Source organism: Candidatus Pantoea rara, assembly GCF_051136265.1.
Taxonomy (GTDB): domain Bacteria; phylum Pseudomonadota; class Gammaproteobacteria; order Enterobacterales; family Enterobacteriaceae; genus Pantoea; species Pantoea rara.
Genome location: NZ_CP194942.1, coordinates 2,167,815 through 2,186,686 on the forward strand (window position 1 = coordinate 2,167,815; position 18,872 = coordinate 2,186,686).

22 protein-coding genes are annotated in these 18,872 nt (G+C 53.7%); 13 read left to right on the top strand and 9 right to left on the bottom strand.

Annotated features, from left to right (window positions below; genetic code table 11):
- The first annotated feature begins 142 nt into the window (after positions 1 to 142).
- Positions 143 to 1,645: a dipeptide/tripeptide permease DtpA gene (gene dtpA / locus ACR8BF_RS10185; protein WP_179895842.1), complete on the top strand. Its 1,503-nt coding sequence runs from the start codon at positions 143 to 145 to the stop codon at positions 1,643 to 1,645.
- A 151-nt stretch (positions 1,646 to 1,796) separates the two neighbouring features.
- Positions 1,797 to 2,402: a glutathione transferase GstA gene (gstA, locus tag ACR8BF_RS10190; RefSeq protein WP_434744899.1), complete on the top strand. Its 606-nt coding sequence runs from the start codon at positions 1,797 to 1,799 to the stop codon at positions 2,400 to 2,402.
- Between the two features lie 32 nt (positions 2,403 to 2,434).
- Here gstA and pdxY read toward each other — a convergent pair whose 3' ends face one another.
- The 4 genes from pdxY to ACR8BF_RS10210 all read right to left on the bottom strand — a co-directional run bounded on the left by pdxY (position 2,435) and on the right by ACR8BF_RS10210 (position 5,764).
- Positions 2,435 to 3,295 carry a pyridoxal kinase PdxY gene (gene pdxY / locus ACR8BF_RS10195; RefSeq protein ID WP_013357761.1) on the bottom strand — a complete coding sequence of 287 codons (861 nt, stop codon included), beginning with the start codon at positions 3,293 to 3,295 and terminating at the stop codon, positions 2,435 to 2,437.
- Between the two features lie 57 nt (positions 3,296 to 3,352).
- A complete protein-coding gene (gene tyrS, locus ACR8BF_RS10200; RefSeq protein WP_179895844.1) occupies positions 3,353 to 4,627 on the bottom strand; it encodes a tyrosine--tRNA ligase in 1,275 nt (424 codons plus the stop codon).
- Positions 4,628 to 4,767: 140 nt separating this feature from the next.
- Entirely contained in the window at positions 4,768 to 5,424 is a 657-nt protein-coding gene (gene pdxH, locus ACR8BF_RS10205) for a pyridoxamine 5'-phosphate oxidase (protein ID WP_179895845.1), read from the bottom strand.
- 25 nt (positions 5,425 to 5,449) lie between these two features.
- Complete coding sequence (locus ACR8BF_RS10210; RefSeq protein WP_179895846.1) at positions 5,450 to 5,764, bottom strand: MliC family protein; 315 nt, start codon at positions 5,762 to 5,764, stop codon at positions 5,450 to 5,452.
- Between the two features lie 190 nt (positions 5,765 to 5,954).
- Here ACR8BF_RS10210 and ACR8BF_RS10215 point away from each other — a divergent pair, with 190 nt between their 5' ends.
- From ACR8BF_RS10215 to ycgZ, 5 genes are all read left to right on the top strand, one after another.
- Entirely contained in the window at positions 5,955 to 6,158 is a 204-nt protein-coding gene (locus ACR8BF_RS10215) for a hypothetical protein (protein ID WP_003848989.1), read from the top strand.
- A 356-nt stretch (positions 6,159 to 6,514) separates the two neighbouring features.
- On the top strand, positions 6,515 to 6,748 hold the full coding sequence (locus ACR8BF_RS10220) for a YgdI/YgdR family lipoprotein (protein ID WP_010245442.1): 234 nt from the start codon (positions 6,515 to 6,517) through the stop codon (positions 6,746 to 6,748).
- Positions 6,749 to 6,763: 15 nt separating this feature from the next.
- On the top strand, positions 6,764 to 6,994 hold the full coding sequence (locus tag ACR8BF_RS10225; RefSeq protein ID WP_003848985.1) for a YgdI/YgdR family lipoprotein: 231 nt from the start codon (positions 6,764 to 6,766) through the stop codon (positions 6,992 to 6,994).
- A gap of 438 nt (positions 6,995 to 7,432) precedes the next feature.
- Positions 7,433 to 7,705, top strand: a complete 273-nt coding sequence (locus ACR8BF_RS10230) for a hypothetical protein (RefSeq protein WP_313699055.1) — start codon at positions 7,433 to 7,435, stop codon at positions 7,703 to 7,705.
- A gap of 229 nt (positions 7,706 to 7,934) precedes the next feature.
- Positions 7,935 to 8,174 carry a regulatory protein YcgZ gene (gene ycgZ, locus ACR8BF_RS10235; protein ID WP_434744900.1) on the top strand — a complete coding sequence of 80 codons (240 nt, stop codon included), beginning with the start codon at positions 7,935 to 7,937 and terminating at the stop codon, positions 8,172 to 8,174.
- A gap of 346 nt (positions 8,175 to 8,520) precedes the next feature.
- Here ycgZ and umuC read toward each other — a convergent pair whose 3' ends face one another.
- The gene (gene umuC / locus ACR8BF_RS10240; RefSeq protein ID WP_179895849.1) at positions 8,521 to 9,789 is read right to left on the bottom strand and encodes a translesion error-prone DNA polymerase V subunit UmuC; all 1,269 of its coding nucleotides are present in this window, start codon (positions 9,787 to 9,789) and stop codon (positions 8,521 to 8,523) included.
- A gap of 2 nt (positions 9,790 to 9,791) precedes the next feature.
- Positions 9,792 to 10,211 (bottom strand): translesion error-prone DNA polymerase V autoproteolytic subunit, encoded by a 420-nt coding sequence (gene umuD, locus ACR8BF_RS10245; RefSeq protein WP_179897059.1) that lies wholly within the window; start codon positions 10,209 to 10,211, stop codon positions 9,792 to 9,794.
- A 336-nt stretch (positions 10,212 to 10,547) separates the two neighbouring features.
- Between umuD and ACR8BF_RS10250 the strand changes: the two genes are divergently transcribed.
- Entirely contained in the window at positions 10,548 to 10,799 is a 252-nt protein-coding gene (locus ACR8BF_RS10250; protein ID WP_179895850.1) for a hypothetical protein, read from the top strand.
- A gap of 100 nt (positions 10,800 to 10,899) precedes the next feature.
- On the opposite strand, the gene ACR8BF_RS10255 is transcribed toward ACR8BF_RS10250, so the two are convergent.
- Positions 10,900 to 11,124 carry a hypothetical protein gene (locus ACR8BF_RS10255; RefSeq protein ID WP_179895851.1) on the bottom strand — a complete coding sequence of 75 codons (225 nt, stop codon included), beginning with the start codon at positions 11,122 to 11,124 and terminating at the stop codon, positions 10,900 to 10,902.
- A gap of 535 nt (positions 11,125 to 11,659) precedes the next feature.
- Here ACR8BF_RS10255 and ACR8BF_RS10260 point away from each other — a divergent pair.
- From ACR8BF_RS10260 to ACR8BF_RS10270, 3 genes are all read left to right on the top strand, one after another.
- The gene (locus ACR8BF_RS10260; RefSeq protein WP_179895852.1) at positions 11,660 to 11,917 is read left to right on the top strand and encodes a biofilm development regulator YmgB/AriR family protein; all 258 of its coding nucleotides are present in this window, start codon (positions 11,660 to 11,662) and stop codon (positions 11,915 to 11,917) included.
- A 280-nt stretch (positions 11,918 to 12,197) separates the two neighbouring features.
- Positions 12,198 to 13,046: a manganese catalase family protein gene (locus ACR8BF_RS10265; RefSeq protein ID WP_179895853.1), complete on the top strand. Its 849-nt coding sequence runs from the start codon at positions 12,198 to 12,200 to the stop codon at positions 13,044 to 13,046.
- Positions 13,047 to 13,108: 62 nt separating this feature from the next.
- Entirely contained in the window at positions 13,109 to 13,972 is an 864-nt protein-coding gene (locus ACR8BF_RS10270) for a glucose 1-dehydrogenase (RefSeq protein ID WP_434744901.1), read from the top strand.
- Here the strand turns inward: ACR8BF_RS10270 and ACR8BF_RS10275 are convergent.
- On the bottom strand, positions 13,965 to 14,975 hold the full coding sequence (locus tag ACR8BF_RS10275; RefSeq protein ID WP_179895855.1) for a UV damage endonuclease UvsE: 1,011 nt from the start codon (positions 14,973 to 14,975) through the stop codon (positions 13,965 to 13,967). The two genes, ACR8BF_RS10270 and ACR8BF_RS10275, sit on opposite strands and share 8 nt — an antisense overlap.
- A 102-nt stretch (positions 14,976 to 15,077) precedes the next feature.
- Between ACR8BF_RS10275 and ACR8BF_RS10280 the strand changes: the two genes are divergently transcribed.
- On the top strand, positions 15,078 to 15,443 hold the full coding sequence (locus ACR8BF_RS10280; protein ID WP_179895856.1) for an MmcQ/YjbR family DNA-binding protein: 366 nt from the start codon (positions 15,078 to 15,080) through the stop codon (positions 15,441 to 15,443).
- A gap of 65 nt (positions 15,444 to 15,508) precedes the next feature.
- Here ACR8BF_RS10280 and zinT read toward each other — a convergent pair whose 3' ends face one another.
- Positions 15,509 to 16,159 (bottom strand): metal-binding protein ZinT, encoded by a 651-nt coding sequence (gene zinT / locus ACR8BF_RS10285; protein WP_434744902.1) that lies wholly within the window; start codon positions 16,157 to 16,159, stop codon positions 15,509 to 15,511.
- Positions 16,160 to 16,544: 385 nt separating this feature from the next.
- On the opposite strand from zinT, the gene katE reads away from it, so the two are divergent.
- Positions 16,545 to 18,809 carry a catalase HPII gene (gene katE / locus ACR8BF_RS10290; RefSeq protein WP_179895857.1) on the top strand — a complete coding sequence of 755 codons (2,265 nt, stop codon included), beginning with the start codon at positions 16,545 to 16,547 and terminating at the stop codon, positions 18,807 to 18,809.
- The last annotated feature ends 63 nt before the right edge of the window (positions 18,810 to 18,872 follow it).

Below are 18,872 nucleotides of genomic sequence, written 5' to 3' on the forward strand. Positions count from 1 at the left end.
AGAAAATTCTTGCCCTGTCGCCCGTTATCAGCCAAATTAGTCGCCGCTTTTCCCTTCTAATAACAATCTTGCGCATGGAAAATTCACATGACGCGGACTTAATTCCTGTCCCGAAACAGGGTATGAAAAAACTGAGGTACATGTGTCAACTGCAAACAAACACACTGATGAGGCTGTCAGTCTCAATGCGTTTAAACAGCCGAAGGCGTTCTACTTAATCTTCTCGATTGAGTTATGGGAACGTTTTGGCTTCTATGGCCTGCAGGCCATTATGGCGGTTTACCTGGTGAAGCAACTGGGATTGTCTGAATCAGACTCCATTACCCTGTTCTCTTCATTCAGTGCGCTGGTTTATGGTCTGGTCGCGATTGGCGGCTGGCTCGGTGATAAAGTGCTGGGCACTAAACGCGTCATCGTGCTGGGCGTCCTGGTGCTGGCCCTGGGCTATGCCCTGGTGGCGTTCTCCGGTCATAACGTCAGCATTGTCTACGTCGGTATGGCCACCATCGCGGTGGGCAGCGGCCTGTTCAAGGCTAACCCTTCTTCACTGCTCTCAACCTGCTACGACAAAGATGATCCGCGTTTAGACGGTGCGTTCACCATGTTCTATATGTCGATCAACATCGGTTCACTCTTCTCGATGATGCTGACACCGTGGTTAGCGGCGAAATATGGTTACAGCGTGGCTTTCTCACTGTGCGTTATCGGTCTGATTATTACTCTGTTTAACTTCCTGTTCTGCAAACGCATGGTCAGGGATTACGGCTCGAAGCCGGACTTTGCACCGCTGCAGGTCGGCAAACTACTGATGACGCTGGTTGGCGTGGTGGTGTTGATCGCACTGGCTGACTGGATGCTGCATCACCAGGTTATCGCACGACTGGTACTGGCGGTGATTGCGCTCGGTATCGTACTGGTGTTTGCCAAAGAGGCCTTTGCGCTGCAGGGCGCGGCGCGTCGTAAGATGATTGTTGCCTTCCTGCTGATGGTCGAAGCGATTCTGTTCTTCGTGCTTTATATGCAGATGCCAACATCACTTAACTTCTTTGCTATCCGCAACGTTGAGCACACCATTTTCGGCATCACCTTTGCGCCGGAGCAGTTCCAGGCGCTGAACCCGTTCTGGATCATGCTGGCCAGTCCGTTGCTGGCGGCGTTGTATAACAAGCTGGGCGATAAATTACCGATGCCGCACAAGTTTGCCTTTGGTATGGTGCTCTGCTCTGCGGCGTTCCTGGTGCTGCCGATGGGCGCGAAGTTCGCCAGCGATGCCGGTATCGTTTCTGTTAACTGGCTGATTCTGAGCTATGCGCTTCAGAGTATCGGTGAGCTGATGATCTCCGGCCTTGGCCTGGCGATGGTGGCGCAGCTGGTGCCTCAGCGCCTGATGGGCTTCATCATGGGTTCCTGGTTCCTGACCACCGCGGGTGCAGCAGTGATTGCCGGTAAAGTGGCAAACCTGATGGCCGTGCCTGAAAACGTGAATGATCCCCTGGTTTCGCTGGCGACCTACAGCCGTGTATTCCAGGAAATTGGTATCGTGACGGCGGTAATTGCCCTGCTGATGCTGATTACGGCGCCGTTGCTGAACCGTATGACTCAGGCACAGGACAGCGACGCAACATTAAAAGACGTGAAGGCGTAACCGCCACCGCGTTTTAGCTAAGCCGGGCTCTGCCCGGCTTTTTTTATGTCCCACAGTAACGCCCTTATCAGATACCTGATCCTTATCACTGGTAATCCTACTCTGAGTCTTTACTATGCTGTGATCCCATTGCAACAAGGAGTACATGGTCATGAAACTGTTTTGCAAAGCAGGCGCCTGCTCGCTCTCTCCTCACATTGTTATGCGCGAATGCGGGCTGGACTTCACTCAGGTGAATGTTGATCTGGCAACAAAACTCACTGAACGCGGTGACGACTTCCGCCAGGTTAATCCTAAAGGCCAGGTGCCTGCGCTGCTGCTCAGCGACGGCACTGTGCTGACGGAAGGCATCGCGATTGTACAGTATCTGGCGGATCTCAAACCCGATCGTCATCTGCTGGCGCCGGTTGGCAGCCTGACACGTTATCACACCGTGGAGTGGCTCAGTTACATCGGCAGCGAGCTGCACAAAAGCTGTGGCCCCCTGTTTCGCCCAGGCTACTCCGATGAGGTGAAAGCGCAGACCCGCAGCCAGCTGGAAGCGAAATTCCGCTATGTCGATGAGTCATTGCGTGACAAACAGTGGCTGATGGGGATGCATTTCAGCGTGGCGGATGCTTATCTGTTTGTGGTGACGCGCTGGGCAAAAGCGCTGGGACTGGATTTGTCCGGCTACGCGGCGCTGGGGGCATGGTTTGATCGTGTTGCGGAACGTCCTGCAGTGCAGGCAGCGCTTAAAGCGGAAGGCTTAGCCTGAGTGTGCAGGGCCGGTTAACCGGCCCTGATGCGTTACAGTTTTTCTGCCGCGAAGTGCTGCGTCGGACTGGCGATGGCATCCTGTGCCGCCACCAGCTGCAGTTCATACTCACCCATCTCATGAGTTTTCAGCATCACCTCATACACCGCCGCAGTGACGTGCTCCAGCGCATCCTGCAGTGATTTGCCGTGCAGCAGATTGACCAGCAGCAGACCGCTGGTCAGATCGCCCACGCCGACCGGCTGACGGACACCGAAATCGACCAGCGGACGGCTGATGTGCCAGGCGTCTTCCGCCGTCACCAGCAGCATCTCAAAACGATCGCTGCGGCGACCCGCCCGCGCCAGATGCTTCACCAGTACCACACGCGGTCCCTGAGCAATCAGAGCCCGCGCAGCGTCCACCGCCGCGTCGACGTCCGTGACGGTGCGCTCGCTCAGCATCTCCAGCTCAAGCAGATTCGGGGCAATAATATCGCTGGCAGGCATCGCCATTTTGCAGTGAAATTCCGCCACACCCGGCGCCACAATGCAGCCCTTCTCCGGATGACCCATCACCGGGTCGCAGAAATACCAGGCATTCGGGTTAGCCGCTTTAACCTGACGAACAATCTGCAGAATCTGCTCACCCTGTTCCGCCGAGCCGAGATAACCGCTCAGCACCGCGTCACAGGTCTTCAGACGGTCGATGTCCGCAATCCCTTTAACGATATCGGTTAAATGGGTCGCAGGCATTACCGTGCCGGTCCAGTGGCCATACTGCGTATGGTTGGAAAATTGCACGGTATTCAGCGGCCAGACGTTTGCACCCAGGCGGCGCATCGGAAACTCAGCCGCGGCGTTACCGGCGTGACCAAAAACAACGTGCGACTGAATCGCTAAAATATTTTTCACTTGTTTGCCCTGTCCTGCCTTGCCATAAAAAAAGGGCCGGAGACCGGCCCTGAAATCTTACTGCCAGTTAATCAGGCAGTAATGTTTCTTGCCGCGACGCAGCAGCGTATAGCGGTTAAACAGTTTATCGCTGTCGCTGAAGCGGTATTCTGCATCAGACTGCTTTTCACCGTTCAGCGAGACGGCATTGGAGCCGATCATGGTACGTGCCTGGCCGCGTGACGGTACCAGCCCGGCTTTTACCAGTGCCTGCTGCAGATCATCGTCAGCGCCCAGTACGATGGTTGGCATACCATCCTGCGCCAGCTGCTCAAAGTCAGCTTCGGTCATCTCGCTCACAGAGCCGGAGAAGAGGCTGGCGGTGATGCGTTTCGCCGCTGACAGACCCGCTTCGCCATGCACCAGGCGCGTAACCTGCTCAGCCAGCACATACTGCGCGCGTGGTGCGGTGCCGCTGTTTTTGTCCTCTTCTTCCAGCGCGTTGATCTCTTCAATGCTCAGGAAGGTGAAGAACTTCAGGAAGCGATAGACGTCAGCATCCGCAGTGTTAATCCAGAACTGATAAAACTTATACGGACTGGTTTTCTTCGCATCCAGCCAGACTGCGCCGCCTTCGGTTTTACCGAACTTGGTACCGTCAGACTTAGTGATCAATGGAACGGTCAGGCCAAAGACCTGGTTCTGATGCAGACGACGGGTCAGATCGATACCAGAAGTGATGTTACCCCACTGATCGGAGCCGCCAATCTGTAGCGACACGCCGTGCAATTCGTTCAGGCAGGCGAAGTCATAACCCTGCAGCAGATTGTAGGAGAACTCGGTAAAGGAGATGCCCTGATCGTCACGGTTCAGACGCTGCTTCACCGCTTCTTTATTAATCATCTGATTAACAGAGAAGTGCTTGCCGATATCACGCAGGAAAGTCAGCACGTTCATGCCACCAAACCAGTCGTAGTTGTTGGCGGCGATGGCGCTGTTGCTGCCGCAATCGAAGTCGAGGAATGGCGCCACCTGCTGGCGGATCTTTTCAACCCATTCATTGACGGTTTCGCTGGTATTAAGTTTACGCTCTGCGGCTTTAAAGCTCGGGTCGCCAATCAGGCCGGTGGCACCGCCGACCAGTGCCACCGGCTTGTGGCCGGCATCCTGAAAACGCTTCAGGCAGAGCAGCGGTACCAGATGGCCCAAATGCAAGCTGTCAGCAGTGGGGTCGAAGCCGCAATAGAGCGAAATTGGCCCCTGCGCCAGTTTCTCTGTTAACGCGTCTTCATCCGTCACCTGGGCGATAAGGCCCCTCTCCTGCAATTGTTGTATCAGGTTACTGCTGGTCATTACTGACTCCAAATTGATCAGACTGCACCTATGCTGGTACACAGCTTTCCGCTGACTTGCGGAATCGAAAAAAATCAGGGCTATAGCATAAAGCGCTGACGCCTTCTGTGCCAGCGCTGATAGGGGAAAATCGTGCAGATTCAGGGTGCCAGACGGTCGATTTTCCAGCCATCCTGATCGCGCTGATAGATGAAACGATCGTGCAGACGATGTTCGCCTCCCTGCCAGAACTCCACCGTGTGAAATTTCACCCGATATCCCCCCCAGAAGCTGGGCAGCGGCACGTCGCCCTGCTGGAACTTCTGCTTAAGTTCAAGGAACTTCCCTTCCAGAATGCCGCGAGCCGAAATCCGGCTCGACTGCTTCGACACCCATGCCCCAATCTGACTGTCGCGCGGCCGGCTGTGGAAATATTTCAGCACTTCCAGCGGCGACAGTTTTTCCACTTCGCCCAGCACCATCACCTGACGTTCCAGAAAGTGCCAAGGGAAGTGCAGGCAAATGCGCGGATTGTGCGCCAGCTGCAACGCCTTACGGCTGCCAAGGTTGGTATAAAACACCATGCCCTGTGCATCAAAGTGTTTCAGCAGCACGATACGCTGCCACGGCTGACCCTGCTCATCCACGGTGGCCACGGTCATGGCGGTAGGATCGGGCAGTTTCGCCTCACAGGCCTGGCTCAGCCACTGTTCAAACAACGCAATCGGATTGTCCGGCAGATCCTTACGACGCAATCCACCGCGGGTATATTCACGCCGCAGATGGGCAATGGTGTGTAGCGTTTCGCTGTCGCTCATAATGCTCGCCTATTCAGATAACACGTCAGCTGGCGGGTTGCAGCTCACAATCATTCACGACAATTTTATCGTTACGTTCGATAAATGCGCCGTTTCCTTTGGACCAGAAAACATAGTTGTCATCGCTGTAGCGTGCGCCGGAAGCGGAGACGGTCTGCTTCAGCGTCAGGGGCTTGCCGTCCATAATGAAGCTCACCTGTTCCTTCGTCTCGTCCAGCGTAACGGTCAGCGGCAGCGTTCCGCAGCGATAATGCAGGGTCTGTGGCGACGGCGGCTGTTTGTGCATCAGGCTACAGCCCGAGAGCAGCAGCACTGCGGCAACGGTTAATCCTTTCAACATAAGCGGGTCTCCTTCACGAGTGAAGCTGGCATTATAAGAAGGATTTAGCACGAAGTAAGTGGGAATCCGCGTCAATCTGGTAGATGCTGTCTGGCAAACTGAATTATTGCGGTTTTTCAGGCGGTTGTCTGAATGCGCAGACCGCGTTCTCAGGCTACGCTCTATAGATTCTTAAGCGAGGAAGACAAACATGAAATTTGATAATGAAGATGCATTTAAGCTGGCAGTCGCGTTTATGAACCATAAAGAGAATGCCACCATCGCCAGCAGCTACTTTAAAACCTTTATCGACACCTACCAGAAATTTGACCGCTGGCTGAGTGCATCTGATCCGGTCAGCGCCATGAAAGCAGAAAAAGCGGCCGCCAAAGCGGGCGAAGACTCCATCCTCTGATCCCCCTTCTCCACGGGTCCGATAACCCTCCAGGAATCGGCCCCGTGCATTCCGCCGGGTCATTACGTCGTTGTCGCGTATTATCGTACGGTTATTCTGGCTTTTGAGGAATCGCCACCGGTGTTATTTCCCGCGCTGGCTTCGTTCTTATTTCGATGCGGGGAGTGATCCGATCAAACGCATAAATGGCGTCGCCCGTTTGCAATAAATGCTGTTTCCCGGCGTCATGTCTGCTAATTACCGCCCTGCACTCTGTTTTTGTCTAAAAAACAAGCAGCGAGACGCGGCAGGGTCAGCAAACTCTATAAAGCGGTCTATGCTGTAAACGTCTGGATATACTTCATGGAGTAAAAAAAATGAAAATGAAATCCCTGTCAGCTATCGCGTTGCTGGCCCTCTCTTTAGGTACGCTGGCAGGTTGCGCTTCCAATCAGTCGATTAAAACCACTGATGGCCGCACCATTGTGACTGACGGCAAACCGCAGATTGATTCAGATACTGGTCTGGTTTCTTACCGTGATGCTCAGACAGGAAAAACTGAGCAGATCAATCGTAATGAGATCAGTAACATGAGTGAACTCGACAACTAATATAAGGTGAAAACGATGAAAAAAGCGCTGATTTTACCTCTCGCCGCATTGATTGGTATGACCGTATTAACCGGCTGCACCCGTACCAGTTATGCGATTCAGACTAACGATGGACGCACCATTATTAGTGATGGCAAGCCTTCTGAATCGGATGCCGGCCTGCTGGCGTATACCGACGCAAATGGCGTGAAGCAACAGATTAATAAAGCAGACGTTAAAGCCGTCTCTGAAGTTCCGCACAAATAATGCGTGTGCTGTTAGCCAATTAATAAAGCCGCCTGAGGGCGGCTTTATTTTTGCCTGTAAGCAGAGCACTGCCTGGCGCTGCCCTTCTTTTATTATCGATATTTTATAAACCAGAAATAGCTAGTATGGCGTGGCAATAATATTGCTAAGCCCGGTCGGATCTTGTGCCAGAAGTATTAAAAAATATGAGATACACACGTTCTGCTTATCTGAATTTCAGGCAACCCCGCTCTTTTTTGACCAGCATAATAAATCAGTGATTTTCTGCCGAATCAGCATGCCCTTTTTTATCATTTATAATCATGGGGTTACATCCTGCCTTAAAGGTTCCATATATTTTCGGTAATTTGCACCGTCTCTGTCCGGCGTTTTCGGCCTTTTAGTCCGGAGCACCTTTAACTAGACTATTTATATCGCTATTTAATCAGGAGGGTAGAGATGGTTTATCACGATAAAACAACCGGTCATATGATTCTTGGTGAAGCAGCCATTAATCTGGCGTTTGAAGAGCAGGAAATCACCCTGATATCACTGATTCGGCAGTTAGGTGAAATGGCAGAGAATGAGCGCAGCGATGATCGGGTAGAGCAGATTTCAGACGCGCGAAACTGGCTCAAAGGTTTCATTGATCCCACAACCCGCGATCGCGCCGAACTGAACTGGCTGGTAGAGACCGGACAGGCGCCGATTTCCCTTAAAGATTATCGTTAATCATGTACAGGTCGTTGCTGTTCATTTTTCATGGCGCCGGACGCCTGTCCGGGGCCAATCAGCCTGATGGACGTCCCCGGCGTCTTACTTTAAACCGCCTCGCGTTGACCTGGTTCCCGGGATAATAAACGCATTTACCCTCATGGCTGAAATTGCTGTACAGATGCACTGCTTTTGTATAACTTCGCGCAATACGATCGTTTTTATCTCACACCCAGGAAATCCCCCCATGTACCCGACCCAGAGACTGCCACAAACGGCAGACGACATTGCCCGTTATTTCAATGCGGCAAGCCTGCCTTCGCAGCAGGAGACGCTGGGACAGGTGGTGGTGGACATTCTTAATTCGGGCGGGAATGTGAATCGCAAATCAATCTGCACCAAACTGTTGCGTCGCCTTGAAACGGCATCCACTGAGGAAGAAGAGCGCCATTACCGTGCGCTCATCAGCCTGTTATTTGGGCGTTAATGCAATCCCTGTCAGCGCGTCAGCGGCTCCCCGCTTTCCGTTACCCGCTGAGTCTGTGGATGTTTCGCTGTCTGGGTTTCAAACCCACCACGGGCGGCAAAAACAGAGCAGCTAATCGCTGCTACGAGTGTCAGTAAGATTGAAGTTTTCACGAAACAGGCCTTAATTTTCCACGCTATAGAATAAAGCGTGAAAGCCTGGCACAGAATCAGAGGTGGGGAAAGGAAAGTGCAGAATTTCTCGGTCCTGAATGTGCGGGGCTGCGAAGTGCCTGCTTACTGAGCCTGCTTATTGATTAAGCGGCCCTGCCTCAAAACAGTTATCCCGACACTTTTAATACCAGCGTCTACTTCAGCGCAACCACAGGCAGATCCGTGATCCGGGTGGTATAGGCTGGCGACAGCATTTCGCGCTTCATCGACCAGGCTTTGTTAATCCCCTGTCCGGCAAACCACAGCTTCCCACTGCCGAGTTTGTTGACTGTGTCGATCAGCTTCATCAGCTCTTCGCTATTGCGGCGGGGTTGATGTTCGTCAAACAGATCAAGCTGAGCCACGCCCTGACTGAAAAAATCCCCCAGCACGATGCCTGCCTTCATGTAGCGGTGTCCTTCAATCCAGATGTTATCCAGACACGCTATCGCAACGCTGATAATGTCGCGCGTGTCCTGCGTCGGGATCAACAGCTGGCCAGTGGACTGATTGCCATAAAAGGGTTCGTCAGTCGCATGCGGGCTGGTACGCACAAACACCCCTATCTGGCGACAATATTGATTCTCACGACGCAGTTTTTCTGCCGCGCGCTCAGCATAGGCGCAGACGGCCTCACGCATCTGATCGTAGTCTGAGATACGGCTGCCAAACGATCGCGAACACATAATTTGCTGTTTTACCGGCGTCATCGACTCCAGTTCCAGGCAGGATTCGCCGCGCAACTCTCTGACGGTACGCTCCATTACCACGCTGAACTGTTTGCGAATGGCTTCTGTACTTTGATCGGCCAGATCTTTCGCCGTCATGACGCCCATGGCGTTGAGCCGTTTGCCGATCCGGTGGCCCACGCCCCAGACCTCAGCCACATCAATCAGCGGCAGCAGCTTTCTTTGCCGCCCGGGATCTGAGAGATCGACAATGCCGCCCGTTTTGCTCCACTTTTTGGCCGCAAAATTCGCCAGTTTGGCCAGCGTCTTGGTCTGGGCAATGCCGACCCCGACGGTCAGATGGGTCTCTTTGCGTACCCGCTCTCTGACCTGGCGGCCAAAGGTCTCCAGCGCCATACAGTTATGCACGCCTGTGAGATCCATAAAGGCCTCGTCGATCGAGTAGATCTCCACCGACGGCGCCATCTCTTCCAGTATCGTCATCACCCGGTGGCTCATGTCGGCGTAGAGGGCGTAATTTGAGCTGAAGACGTGCACCGCGTGACGCGTCAGCTCTTCACGCATTTTGAAATAGGGTGCGCCCATTTTGATGCCGGCTTTCTTTGCCTCGGCACTGCGTGCAATCACGCAGCCGTCGTTGTTGGACAACACCACCACCGGCTTGCCTCTGAGATCGGGCCGGAAAACGGTCTCACATGATGCGTAAAAGCTGTTGACGTCGACCAGCGCGAACACGATCAGTGCGTCGCTTTAATCACAAACGTCACCACGCCAAATACCTCCAGCGCATCTTCCGTCCGGATAGCAATCGGTTTAAATTTAGTGTTCATCGGCATCAGTTGCAGGCAGGGATGAAGCTGGAGACGCTTAACGGTGAATTCACCGTCGACCGCGGCGACCACGATATCGCCGTGTGAGGCGGTGAGTGAGCTGTCGACTACCAGCATGTCGCCATCGTTAATGCCCGCCTCAATCATCGACTCGCCGCTGACCCGGACAAAATAGGTGGCGCTGGGGTGCTGAACCATCAGTGCATTAAGATCGATACGTTGTTCGACATAATCCTGCGCCGGAGAAGGAAATCCACACGGCACGCGTTCGATATAAAGCGGTAAAGGCATAACGGCGCGAATGTCCGCAGGTTTAATGAATTCCATCATGTCACTCCTTTTTCAAATTACTGTATATAAATACAGTAATGGCTAATCCCCCTTTTAATCAAGTAACAGAAAAGATTTTTAAGCGAAGGGGTTGATGGTAATGCACTTTTTTTTAACCGTTTTTTCGCATTGCCGTCAGAGTAAGCAGAAATGGGTTACTTTCGCCGCACTGCGGGAATATCAGCAATTTTTTTTTACAGTAACGCACCTTATACATTCAGCCGCTGGTTATTCTGACTTAAGGAAAATCTGACAACGCCTCTCTGGCGCGGGTGGAGGTTTGAATATTACGAGCGGGCTGGTTATTCTGCCTTTTTTAAGCATGGAGGGATTATGACAGACGACGATCGAATCAAACATCTGGAAGAGGCAGTCGCGCAGTTAAGGGTTGAGACCACGGTATTAAAAGCGATACTCGGTCAGCAAATAGCGCTGAATAATCTTAATTACAAAGGGAAGTTTGACGATGTGCTGGCGGCGCTGGCGAAAGAATATGCCGGGCGTGGTCTGGAAGAAGGCAATAATCAGGCCATTCATGATGCCCTACGTGAATATATTAAATATGAGCCGCCTGCAGTGGAATAACCGCGTTCTGGCAGCGTCGGATTACCGGACATGACCGGCTCCCGAACGCTGCCATCCTCCTGACCTGCCCCGGCAAATGCCTGACGTTGCCGTTCAGTCTTTAAGCCTGACTGTCACTCTCCAGCGCATCCTGAATCGCATCGGCCAGATTACCAATTTCATTCGCCACGGCCTGCAGGTCCCAGGAGGTTTTTGAGCCGGTTGCCGACGTGGAGGCGCTGACCGACTCCTTTGCCACTGAAAGCGCAGCCGCCACAGCCACTGCACGTTTATGTTGTTCCTGAGTTACGCCCGCAGGCGGAATCGCGAAATAGTCGTGAACCATGATCATTTCCTTGTGATGAATAAGGGCTCAACCTTAGCCTTCTGCATCAGGCGTGGGAAGTGAATTATGCAGCGTGGCGGGTCAGACGGCCAGGATTGCAGCAGTCGCATTGCCCTGCGCCTTTTTACTATGCTAAAACCTGTACAGCTTTTTTTAAAATCCGCCAAAAAAACCGTTTTAACGCGTTAAGGTGCCATCAGGTACTTCCCGCATTTTTCTCCTGAAAATCTTCCTGGCCCAGGAAAGAGCGCCAACCTGCTGTATTTTAAACAGTAATAAGCAAAAAACCATTTTGCCGTTTTAAACACGTATTTAACATACACCACCGACCAGTATAATTTTGTCAAATTTTGTTGTACAACTTTGCAATTCCTGTATAACTTTGTCCCGTGATGTTAAATCACTTGTAACGAGGGTACTTTGCACCGCATCTGAAGGTGTTGTGGATTTCCACCTTCAGATGCAATTTTTTTTGCGTCAGCCGGCAACCGGATCTGAAACGACGCATTCTCCCCCTTTTCTTATGAGGCCTGACATGCAAACAACGATGAATACAGAGTCTCAGATTTCTGATTACTTCATGAACTCTGGCGCAGCGCTGACTACTGAACAACAGGTGGTCACCGCCGTTCATGCCGAACTCGCCCGTTCGAAAGCGCATGTCTCACATAAAGACGTCGTGCTGGGCCTGATTAATCGTCTGGAGAGCGAGCGTGACGTGGTTAAGCAGGATATTTACCGTCAGGCTCTGGAACATGTTCTGCAGCGTGCTTCGGCCACCAGCGAAAGCTAAATGGTTAAGTGGGAACGCGATTGAGCATGGATGCTTTTCCCGTCCGGAATCAGCCCCTTTTAAGGGGCTTTTTTGTTTCTCCTGCACTGAATAGCGAGTCCCCTTTTTATCGCTGATATTCCCTGCTCTGCCAGGCCAGATTTAGATCCGGAAAACACCGTTTTTTCCTCTTATTTAACCGCAAATTCTGGTTAATTGCTCTCGTTTCGCTTTATTTATCCGATATCTGTGTCCAGGCTTTTTCCTGCATCTACTGCAAACACAGACGAGGAAAATAACCATGTTTCATCATTCATCAAAACTTCAATTCCCGGTTCGTGTAGATAAACCCGATCCAGAGTTTGCCATGCTGTTACAGCAGGCCATCGGCGGCGTCGAAGGTGAGATTCGTGTAGCGATGCAATACTTTTTCCAGGCGATGGGCGCACGGGGTGATGTGCGGATTCGCGATCTGCTGATCTCAACCGCCACCGAAGAACTGAGCCATATCGAAATGCTGGGCTACGCCGTGGCGCTTAACCTTGAAGGCGCTCCGCTCTCTTACCAGGAAGCCTCAGCGAAAGACCCGGTGGTCAATGCCATTCTGGGCGGCATGAACCCACGCCATATCCTCTCTTCCGGTCTGGCGGCGATGCCGGTTAACGCCAACGGCATGCCTTTCGACATGAGCCATATCTACGCATCTGGCAACGTGGCGGCCGATATGCTGGCTAACGTCACCGCAGAAGCCACGGGCCGTGTGCTGGCTACCCGCCTCTACAACATGACCGAAGACAAAGGCATGAAGGATTTCCTCTCCTTCCTGATTGCCCGTGACACCATGCATCAGCAGCAGTGGCTGGCAGTGATCGAAGAGATGGGCGGACTGAATGCATCGCTGCCAATCCCGAACAGCTTCCCGCAGGAACATGAGGCGCAGGAGCATTCTTACTACTGTCTGAATACCTCGCTGGATAAACCGCTGCCGGAAGGTCGCTGGAGCAGTGGCCCGGCTTACGATGGTCATGGTCAGTTCAGCGCGAAACAGCAGCCCGATATTCTGGGCGATGAGCCGGTGCTGGGCAATGCCCGTCCCGGGTCCGGTGCGCAGTCAGAACAGATCGACGGCGTCACCCCACCAAAACCTTAATCCCTCACCTGTCAGGGTCCGATGCCCTGACAGGGTTGTCCCCTTTTTACGGAGGAAAAGTCATGTCATCCACTCAGCGTCCACACCCCCCTTTTGCAGAGCAGCCGCAGACGTGGCCTGGCAGCACCGCCGCGATGCAGCCGCAGCCCGATCATGGTGAAGAGAGCTATCAGGGTTCAGGCCGTCTGGTGGGTAAAAAAGCGATTATTACCGGCGGGGATTCCGGTATTGGCCGGGCCGTCGCCATTGCCTTTGCCCGGGAAGGTGCCGATGTGCTGATCTCTTATCTTGATGAGCATGAGGATGCGCAGGATACCGCCCGACTGGTTGAGGCTGCCGGATCGACCGCACTTCTGGTGCCTGGCGACATCACCGAGGCGTCACACTGCAACGCCCTGGTCGATAAAGCCGTCGAAGCCTTTGGTGAGATTAACATTGTGGTCAATAACGCGGCGTATCAGATGACCCGCGAGTCGCTGGATGAAATCAGCGACGACGAGTTTGACCGGACCATGAAGACCAACCTTTACGCGATGTTTTACATCACTAAAGCGGCCACGAAGCATATGCCGGCGGGCGGATCGATCATCAATACCGCCTCGATCAATGCTGACCAGCCGAAACCCAGGCTGCTCGCCTACTCTGCCACCAAAGCCGCCATCATTAACTTTTCTGGCGGCCTGGCCGCCCTGCTGGCGGAGAAAGGCATCCGTGCCAATGCGGTTGCACCCGGCCCGATCTGGACGCCGCTGATCCCTTCGACCATGCCGGTTGAACAGGTGAAGAACTTTGGCAGTGAAGTGCCGCTGCAGCGTGCCGGTCAGCCTGCTGAGCTGGCACCCACCTACGTAATGCTGGCCAGTGATGAAGCCAGCTACATTTCAGGGGCAACCATCGCCGTCACGGGCGGCGTGGCGATTATTTAACGTTCGCCGATTCCCTGGTCTCTTCGGCCAGGGGATGACTTATCAGCTTCTGCGTTATCCCCCATTGATAGAGCGGATCCCTCGCCAGATTTTTCATTTTCACTTCGCACATGATGTCGAAATTCTGGAACGACAGCGCCCACGCATTCAGCGTCGGATTAAAGAAATAGTCGGAATGCGCCCGCAGTTTGCTTTTGCTCACGCCCAGCTGCTGCTGATCGGGCCAGCCCTCCTGCGGAATAATGCCCTCCTGCGAAATCGAATAGTGCAACACCGGCCGCACGCCGCGCCATGAGTCGATAACGCTGGCAACACGTCCGTCATCCGGCTGAATAAACTCACTCTCTTTGACCCAGTGATGGTGAATATCCAGCACAACCGGACAGAGCGGTGCCGCCTGCAGCACATCATCCAGCGAGCAGGAGATCTCATCATTCTCTACTGTCAGCATCAGTCGCGCTTCCGGGCTGAGCTGATTAAATGATCGTTTAAAGCCGTCGAATCCCGCCCTGCCGTTCATATGAATGTTGATTTTGAAATCCTGGAAGGTCTTGCCGTAGCCCATCAGACAAGCGCAGAGTGTGTGATACTCCACATCCTCGATCGCGCGCGCTACCACATCAGGATTATCGGAGGCCAGCACCGTATATTGCCCCGGATGGAAGGAGAGCCGGATCTGATGCGCCCGCGCCAGTTCGCCACAGCGGGCAAACAGCGGATAGAGCGCAGGCAGGAACGCCGCAAACAGCGGCGCTGCTTCGGGTACCGTGTAGAGTGGCAGCAGATCGCTGCCGATGCGCATCATCCTGAGTGGCTCCGGTAATGTGGCCAGATGCTCAAGCGTCAGGTAGAGATGATTAAGGTTGGTAACGGTGATCTCATGGACCAGCTGATGACGTTCAGCGTGCGGTAAACTCAGAAATCGTTTGCGGGTGGTTGCGCGAAACGGGAAAAACTGTTTACCGTCGCTATTGAGATACTTACATGCAAAGCCTAATTTCATGTCTGCTCCTGATTTATGCTTACCCGAAGTGTAACAGGCCTCGGGTGACCAGCCAGTCGCGGGCCACAGAGATCAGGCTTAATAATGACAGGGAGAATGACTATGCAGGGTCACGAGATTCAGCGCATCGCTATCGACGCGGCTGAACGGCTGCCCGCCGCCGAATCAAGCTATCCATTCGGGCCGGAACATCAGGTTTATAAAGTGTGTGGAAAGGTGTTTTTACTGCTGACTGAATTGCGGGGTGTGCCGATTATCACCCTGAAATGCGAGCCGCAGCAGGCGGAGCTGCACCGGGTAATCTATCCCTCGATCACCGCCGGTTATCATATGAACAAGCGCCACTGGATCACGGTGTATCCCGGCGATGGCCTCTCGCCCGGCCTGATTCAGCAACTGGTTGAGGAGTCCTATCAGCGGGTGGTGCGCGGCATCCCCGCCTCACGCCGTCCTGTTTGGGTGGGATGAGGGCGGTGACAGATCAGATGGAAAACCCGCCGTGGCCAGCGGGTCATCCGATTGCAGTCCTTTACTTAGTGGTGCAGCATCTCTTCCACAACCTGTGAGTTTGTCATCTGGTAGGGATAATAAGTTGGCCAGTTATCCATTTCAGCCAGCAGCGCCTGCTGAGACTGGTTGCCCATAAAAATGTGGAAATGGGCAGACTTGCGCGGCCCGATCGTGTGATCGCTGAACTGCACATATTTCGGGGCGTGACTGCTGGCGTCCTGACATTCAAACAGATAGCGCACCCCTTTTTTGCCGGAACTGTAGGTCAGGATTTTATGGCCCGCGTAACGATAGTGGCAGGCACTGACCCGATCGCCGACATGGAACTCCATCACCCCATTTTCGATACCGATGGTATCGACGTCGGTGGCGTAGCCTTTACGATAATAAGCTTTAACGTCCTCTGCCGTTTTACGGTGATCCTGTTGCGCTTTCTTCTGCCAGACCGGATCCAGCTCGCCGCTTTGCAATAACGGATAGACCGATTGCCACAGCCCATCCCAGTCAGAGAGCGGCCGATCTTTTACGTCGCTGTCAGCAAAGACGCCTTCAGCCGCCTTCTGCTCCGTCGCTGACAACGGTTTTCCATGAGCATGCGTGCCGTGTGCCAGCCCCTGCTGACTAATTAACAGCGCACCCAGTAGTCCCATCCATTTACCTGCATGATTTCTCAACGCCTGATCCTCAGTCAAGGTTACAAAATGAAATGTTATGATATAACATAATGTAACTCAACCCCGAATAGGCTCTCTGCCTATTAATTTTATTTATTGATTATCTCTCTCACCACAACATGACGCTGACCGGCGGATGACGAGTCGGACGGTGTATTAAAGCGGGTTGCCCGCAAAGCAGACGCGGACGGGTAAGCCGCTAAGCCAGACGGTACAGGGCATGGATAAGCGAAGCGATAGGGAGTATTCAGAAGTAAGCCCGATTTTCTGCCGGATAAAAAAGACGCAGTCACCGCAGTTAAATGGCTGGTTTACCCTCAGCATTGTTCAGGTTGTTCTATATTTAGTGTCGTCGAAAGTAAAATAACAGCTGGAGCACGAATTAATGTCGAAAGAAACAGAGAAGAAACCCCTGAGCGAACGCGCCCCCACCACCGGTCCGGAATCATCAGAACCGGGTCTGGGATCGCTGGCACCAAAAGATGGTTCACATCAGCCCCCAGCCGAACCGACTCCGCCAGGCAAACAGCCCACTGCCCCGGGCAGCCTGAAAGCGCCCCAGACACACAGCGCCAAACTTGACCAGCTTGAAGCCAGCCGTAAAAACGGCACTCATCAGGCGCTCACCACGAATCAGGGCACGCGCATCGCCAATGATCAAAGCTCACTGCTCGCGGGTTCGCGAGGTCCGACGCTGCTGGAAGACTTTATCCTGCGTGAGAAAATCACGCATTTTGACCATGAACGTATCCCGGAGCGTATCGTTCACGCCCGTGGCTCTGCCGCACACGGCTATTTTCAGCCTTACCGTTCACTGACAGATCTGACCAAAGCGCAGTTCCTCAGCGACCCGGCGCAGACCACGCCGGTGTTCGTACGTTTCTCCACGGTTCAGGGTGGCGCTGGCTCTGCGGATACCGTGCGTGATATCCGCGGTTTCGCCGCCAAGTTCTACACCGAAGAGGGTGTCTTTGACCTGGTCGGCAACAACACGCCGGTGTTCTTTATTCAGGATGCGCATAAATTCCCTGACTTTGTGCATGCCGTTAAACCTGAGCCGCACAACGAAATCCCGCAGGGTCAGAGTGCCCATGACACCTTCTGGGATTACGTCTCACTGCAGCCGGAAACCATGCACAACGTCATCTGGGCGATGTCTGATCGCGGTATTCCGCGCAGCTATCGCACCATGGAAGGCTTCGGCATTCACACCTTCCGCCTGATCAACGCCGAAGGCAAAGCGACCTTTGTCCGTTTCCACTGGAAGCCGGTGGCCGGTAAAGCCTCGCTGTTGTGGGATGAATCGCAGAAACTGACTGGTCGCGATCCCGATTTCCACCGCCGCGATCTGTGGGAAGCGATTGAAGCCGGTGATTTCCCGGAATATGAACTGGGTCTGCAGCTGATCCCGGAAGAGGATGAGTTCAAATTCGACTTCGATATTCTGGATGCCACCAAGCTGATCCCGGAAGCGCTGGTGCCGGTAGAGATTGTCGGCAAGATGGTGCTGAACCGTAACCCGGATAACTTCTTTGCTGAAACCGAGCAGGTGGCATTCCACCCTGGCCATATCGTGCCGGGCCTGGATTTCTCCAACGATCCACTGCTGCAGGGCCGTCTGTTCTCCTATACCGACACGCAGATCAGTCGTCTGGGCGGACCGAACTTCCATGAGATCCCGATTAACCGTCCGACCTGCCCGTACCATAACTTCCAGCGTCAGGGCATGCATCGTCAGGATATCGACACCAATCCGGCGAACTACGAGCCAAACTCCATCAACGACAACTGGCCACGCGAAACCCCACCGGCTGCCAAAGGCGGTGGCTTCGAGAGCTATCAGGAGCGGGTTGAGGGCCACAAAGTACGCGAGCGCAGCCCGTCATTTGGTGAATATTATTCCCAGCCGCGCCTGTTCTGGAACAGTCAGACTGAGGTTGAGCAGCAGCACATCATTGGTGCCTACTCGTTTGAACTGAGTAAAGTGGGTCGCGCTTACATCCGTGAGCGCGTGGTGGATCATCTCGCACGCATTGATATTAAGCTGGCGCAGGGCGTGGCGGATAATCTGGGCATCGCGCTGACCGATGAACAGCTCAACATCCAGCCACCTGCAGCGGTGAACGGCCTGACGAAAGATGACAGTCTGAGCCTCTATGCCATTCCGGATGGTGAGATCAAAGGCCGTCAGGTCGCGCTGCTGCTGAGCGATGGTGTGAAAGCGGCGGATGTGCTGGCGATTCTGCAGGATCTGAAAGCGGAAGGCGTGCACGCCAAACTGCTGGCGCCGCATATGGGCCAGGTGCGTGCCGACGATGGTTCGGTGCTGCCGGTCGACGCGACCTTTGCCGGTCTGCCGTCGCTGACCTTTGATGCGGTGATGGTACCGAATGGCAATATCGATGCCCTGCTGTTAAGCGGCGATGCCCGTTACTTCCTGCTGGAAGCCTACAAGCACCTCAAGGTGATTGGTCTGGTGGGCGATGCGCGTCGCTTTAAAGCGCAGTTCGGTCTGGAAGAGGCCGATCAGGAAGAAGGCATTGTGCAGGGCGACTCGGCAGAGCGCGCACTGATGTCTGAGTTTACTCAGGCGATGAAGGCGCACCGCGTCTGGTCACGCAGCCAGAAGGCACAGTCCGTTCCGGCCTGATGCGTTGAGTGAATAAAAAACCGCCCCTGGGGGCGGTTTTTTTATGCTGAAACTGTCGCACGG

Excerpts from the sequence above, each read along its gene's own strand:
- gstA (WP_434744899.1), top strand. The coding sequence starts at position 1,797 with ATGAAACTGTTTTGCAAAGCAGGCGCCTGCTCGCTCTCTCCTCACATT.
- tyrS (WP_179895844.1), bottom strand. The coding sequence starts at position 4,627 with ATGACCAGCAGTAACCTGATACAACAATTGCAGGAGAGGGGCCTTATC.
- pdxH (WP_179895845.1), bottom strand. The coding sequence starts at position 5,424 with ATGAGCGACAGCGAAACGCTACACACCATTGCCCATCTGCGGCGTGAA.
- ACR8BF_RS10210 (WP_179895846.1), bottom strand. The coding sequence starts at position 5,764 with ATGTTGAAAGGATTAACCGTTGCCGCAGTGCTGCTGCTCTCGGGCTGT.
- ACR8BF_RS10215 (WP_003848989.1), top strand. The coding sequence starts at position 5,955 with ATGAAATTTGATAATGAAGATGCATTTAAGCTGGCAGTCGCGTTTATG.
- ACR8BF_RS10220 (WP_010245442.1), top strand. The coding sequence starts at position 6,515 with ATGAAAATGAAATCCCTGTCAGCTATCGCGTTGCTGGCCCTCTCTTTA.
- ACR8BF_RS10225 (WP_003848985.1), top strand. The coding sequence starts at position 6,764 with ATGAAAAAAGCGCTGATTTTACCTCTCGCCGCATTGATTGGTATGACC.
- ACR8BF_RS10230 (WP_313699055.1), top strand. The coding sequence starts at position 7,433 with ATGGTTTATCACGATAAAACAACCGGTCATATGATTCTTGGTGAAGCA.
- ycgZ (WP_434744900.1), top strand. The coding sequence starts at position 7,935 with ATGTACCCGACCCAGAGACTGCCACAAACGGCAGACGACATTGCCCGT.
- umuD (WP_179897059.1), bottom strand. The coding sequence starts at position 10,211 with ATGGAATTCATTAAACCTGCGGACATTCGCGCCGTTATGCCTTTACCG.
- ACR8BF_RS10250 (WP_179895850.1), top strand. The coding sequence starts at position 10,548 with ATGACAGACGACGATCGAATCAAACATCTGGAAGAGGCAGTCGCGCAG.
- ACR8BF_RS10255 (WP_179895851.1), bottom strand. The coding sequence starts at position 11,124 with ATGGTTCACGACTATTTCGCGATTCCGCCTGCGGGCGTAACTCAGGAA.
- ACR8BF_RS10260 (WP_179895852.1), top strand. The coding sequence starts at position 11,660 with ATGCAAACAACGATGAATACAGAGTCTCAGATTTCTGATTACTTCATG.
- ACR8BF_RS10265 (WP_179895853.1), top strand. The coding sequence starts at position 12,198 with ATGTTTCATCATTCATCAAAACTTCAATTCCCGGTTCGTGTAGATAAA.
- ACR8BF_RS10270 (WP_434744901.1), top strand. The coding sequence starts at position 13,109 with ATGTCATCCACTCAGCGTCCACACCCCCCTTTTGCAGAGCAGCCGCAG.
- ACR8BF_RS10275 (WP_179895855.1), bottom strand. The coding sequence starts at position 14,975 with ATGAAATTAGGCTTTGCATGTAAGTATCTCAATAGCGACGGTAAACAG.
- ACR8BF_RS10280 (WP_179895856.1), top strand. The coding sequence starts at position 15,078 with ATGCAGGGTCACGAGATTCAGCGCATCGCTATCGACGCGGCTGAACGG.
- katE (WP_179895857.1), top strand. The coding sequence starts at position 16,545 with ATGTCGAAAGAAACAGAGAAGAAACCCCTGAGCGAACGCGCCCCCACC.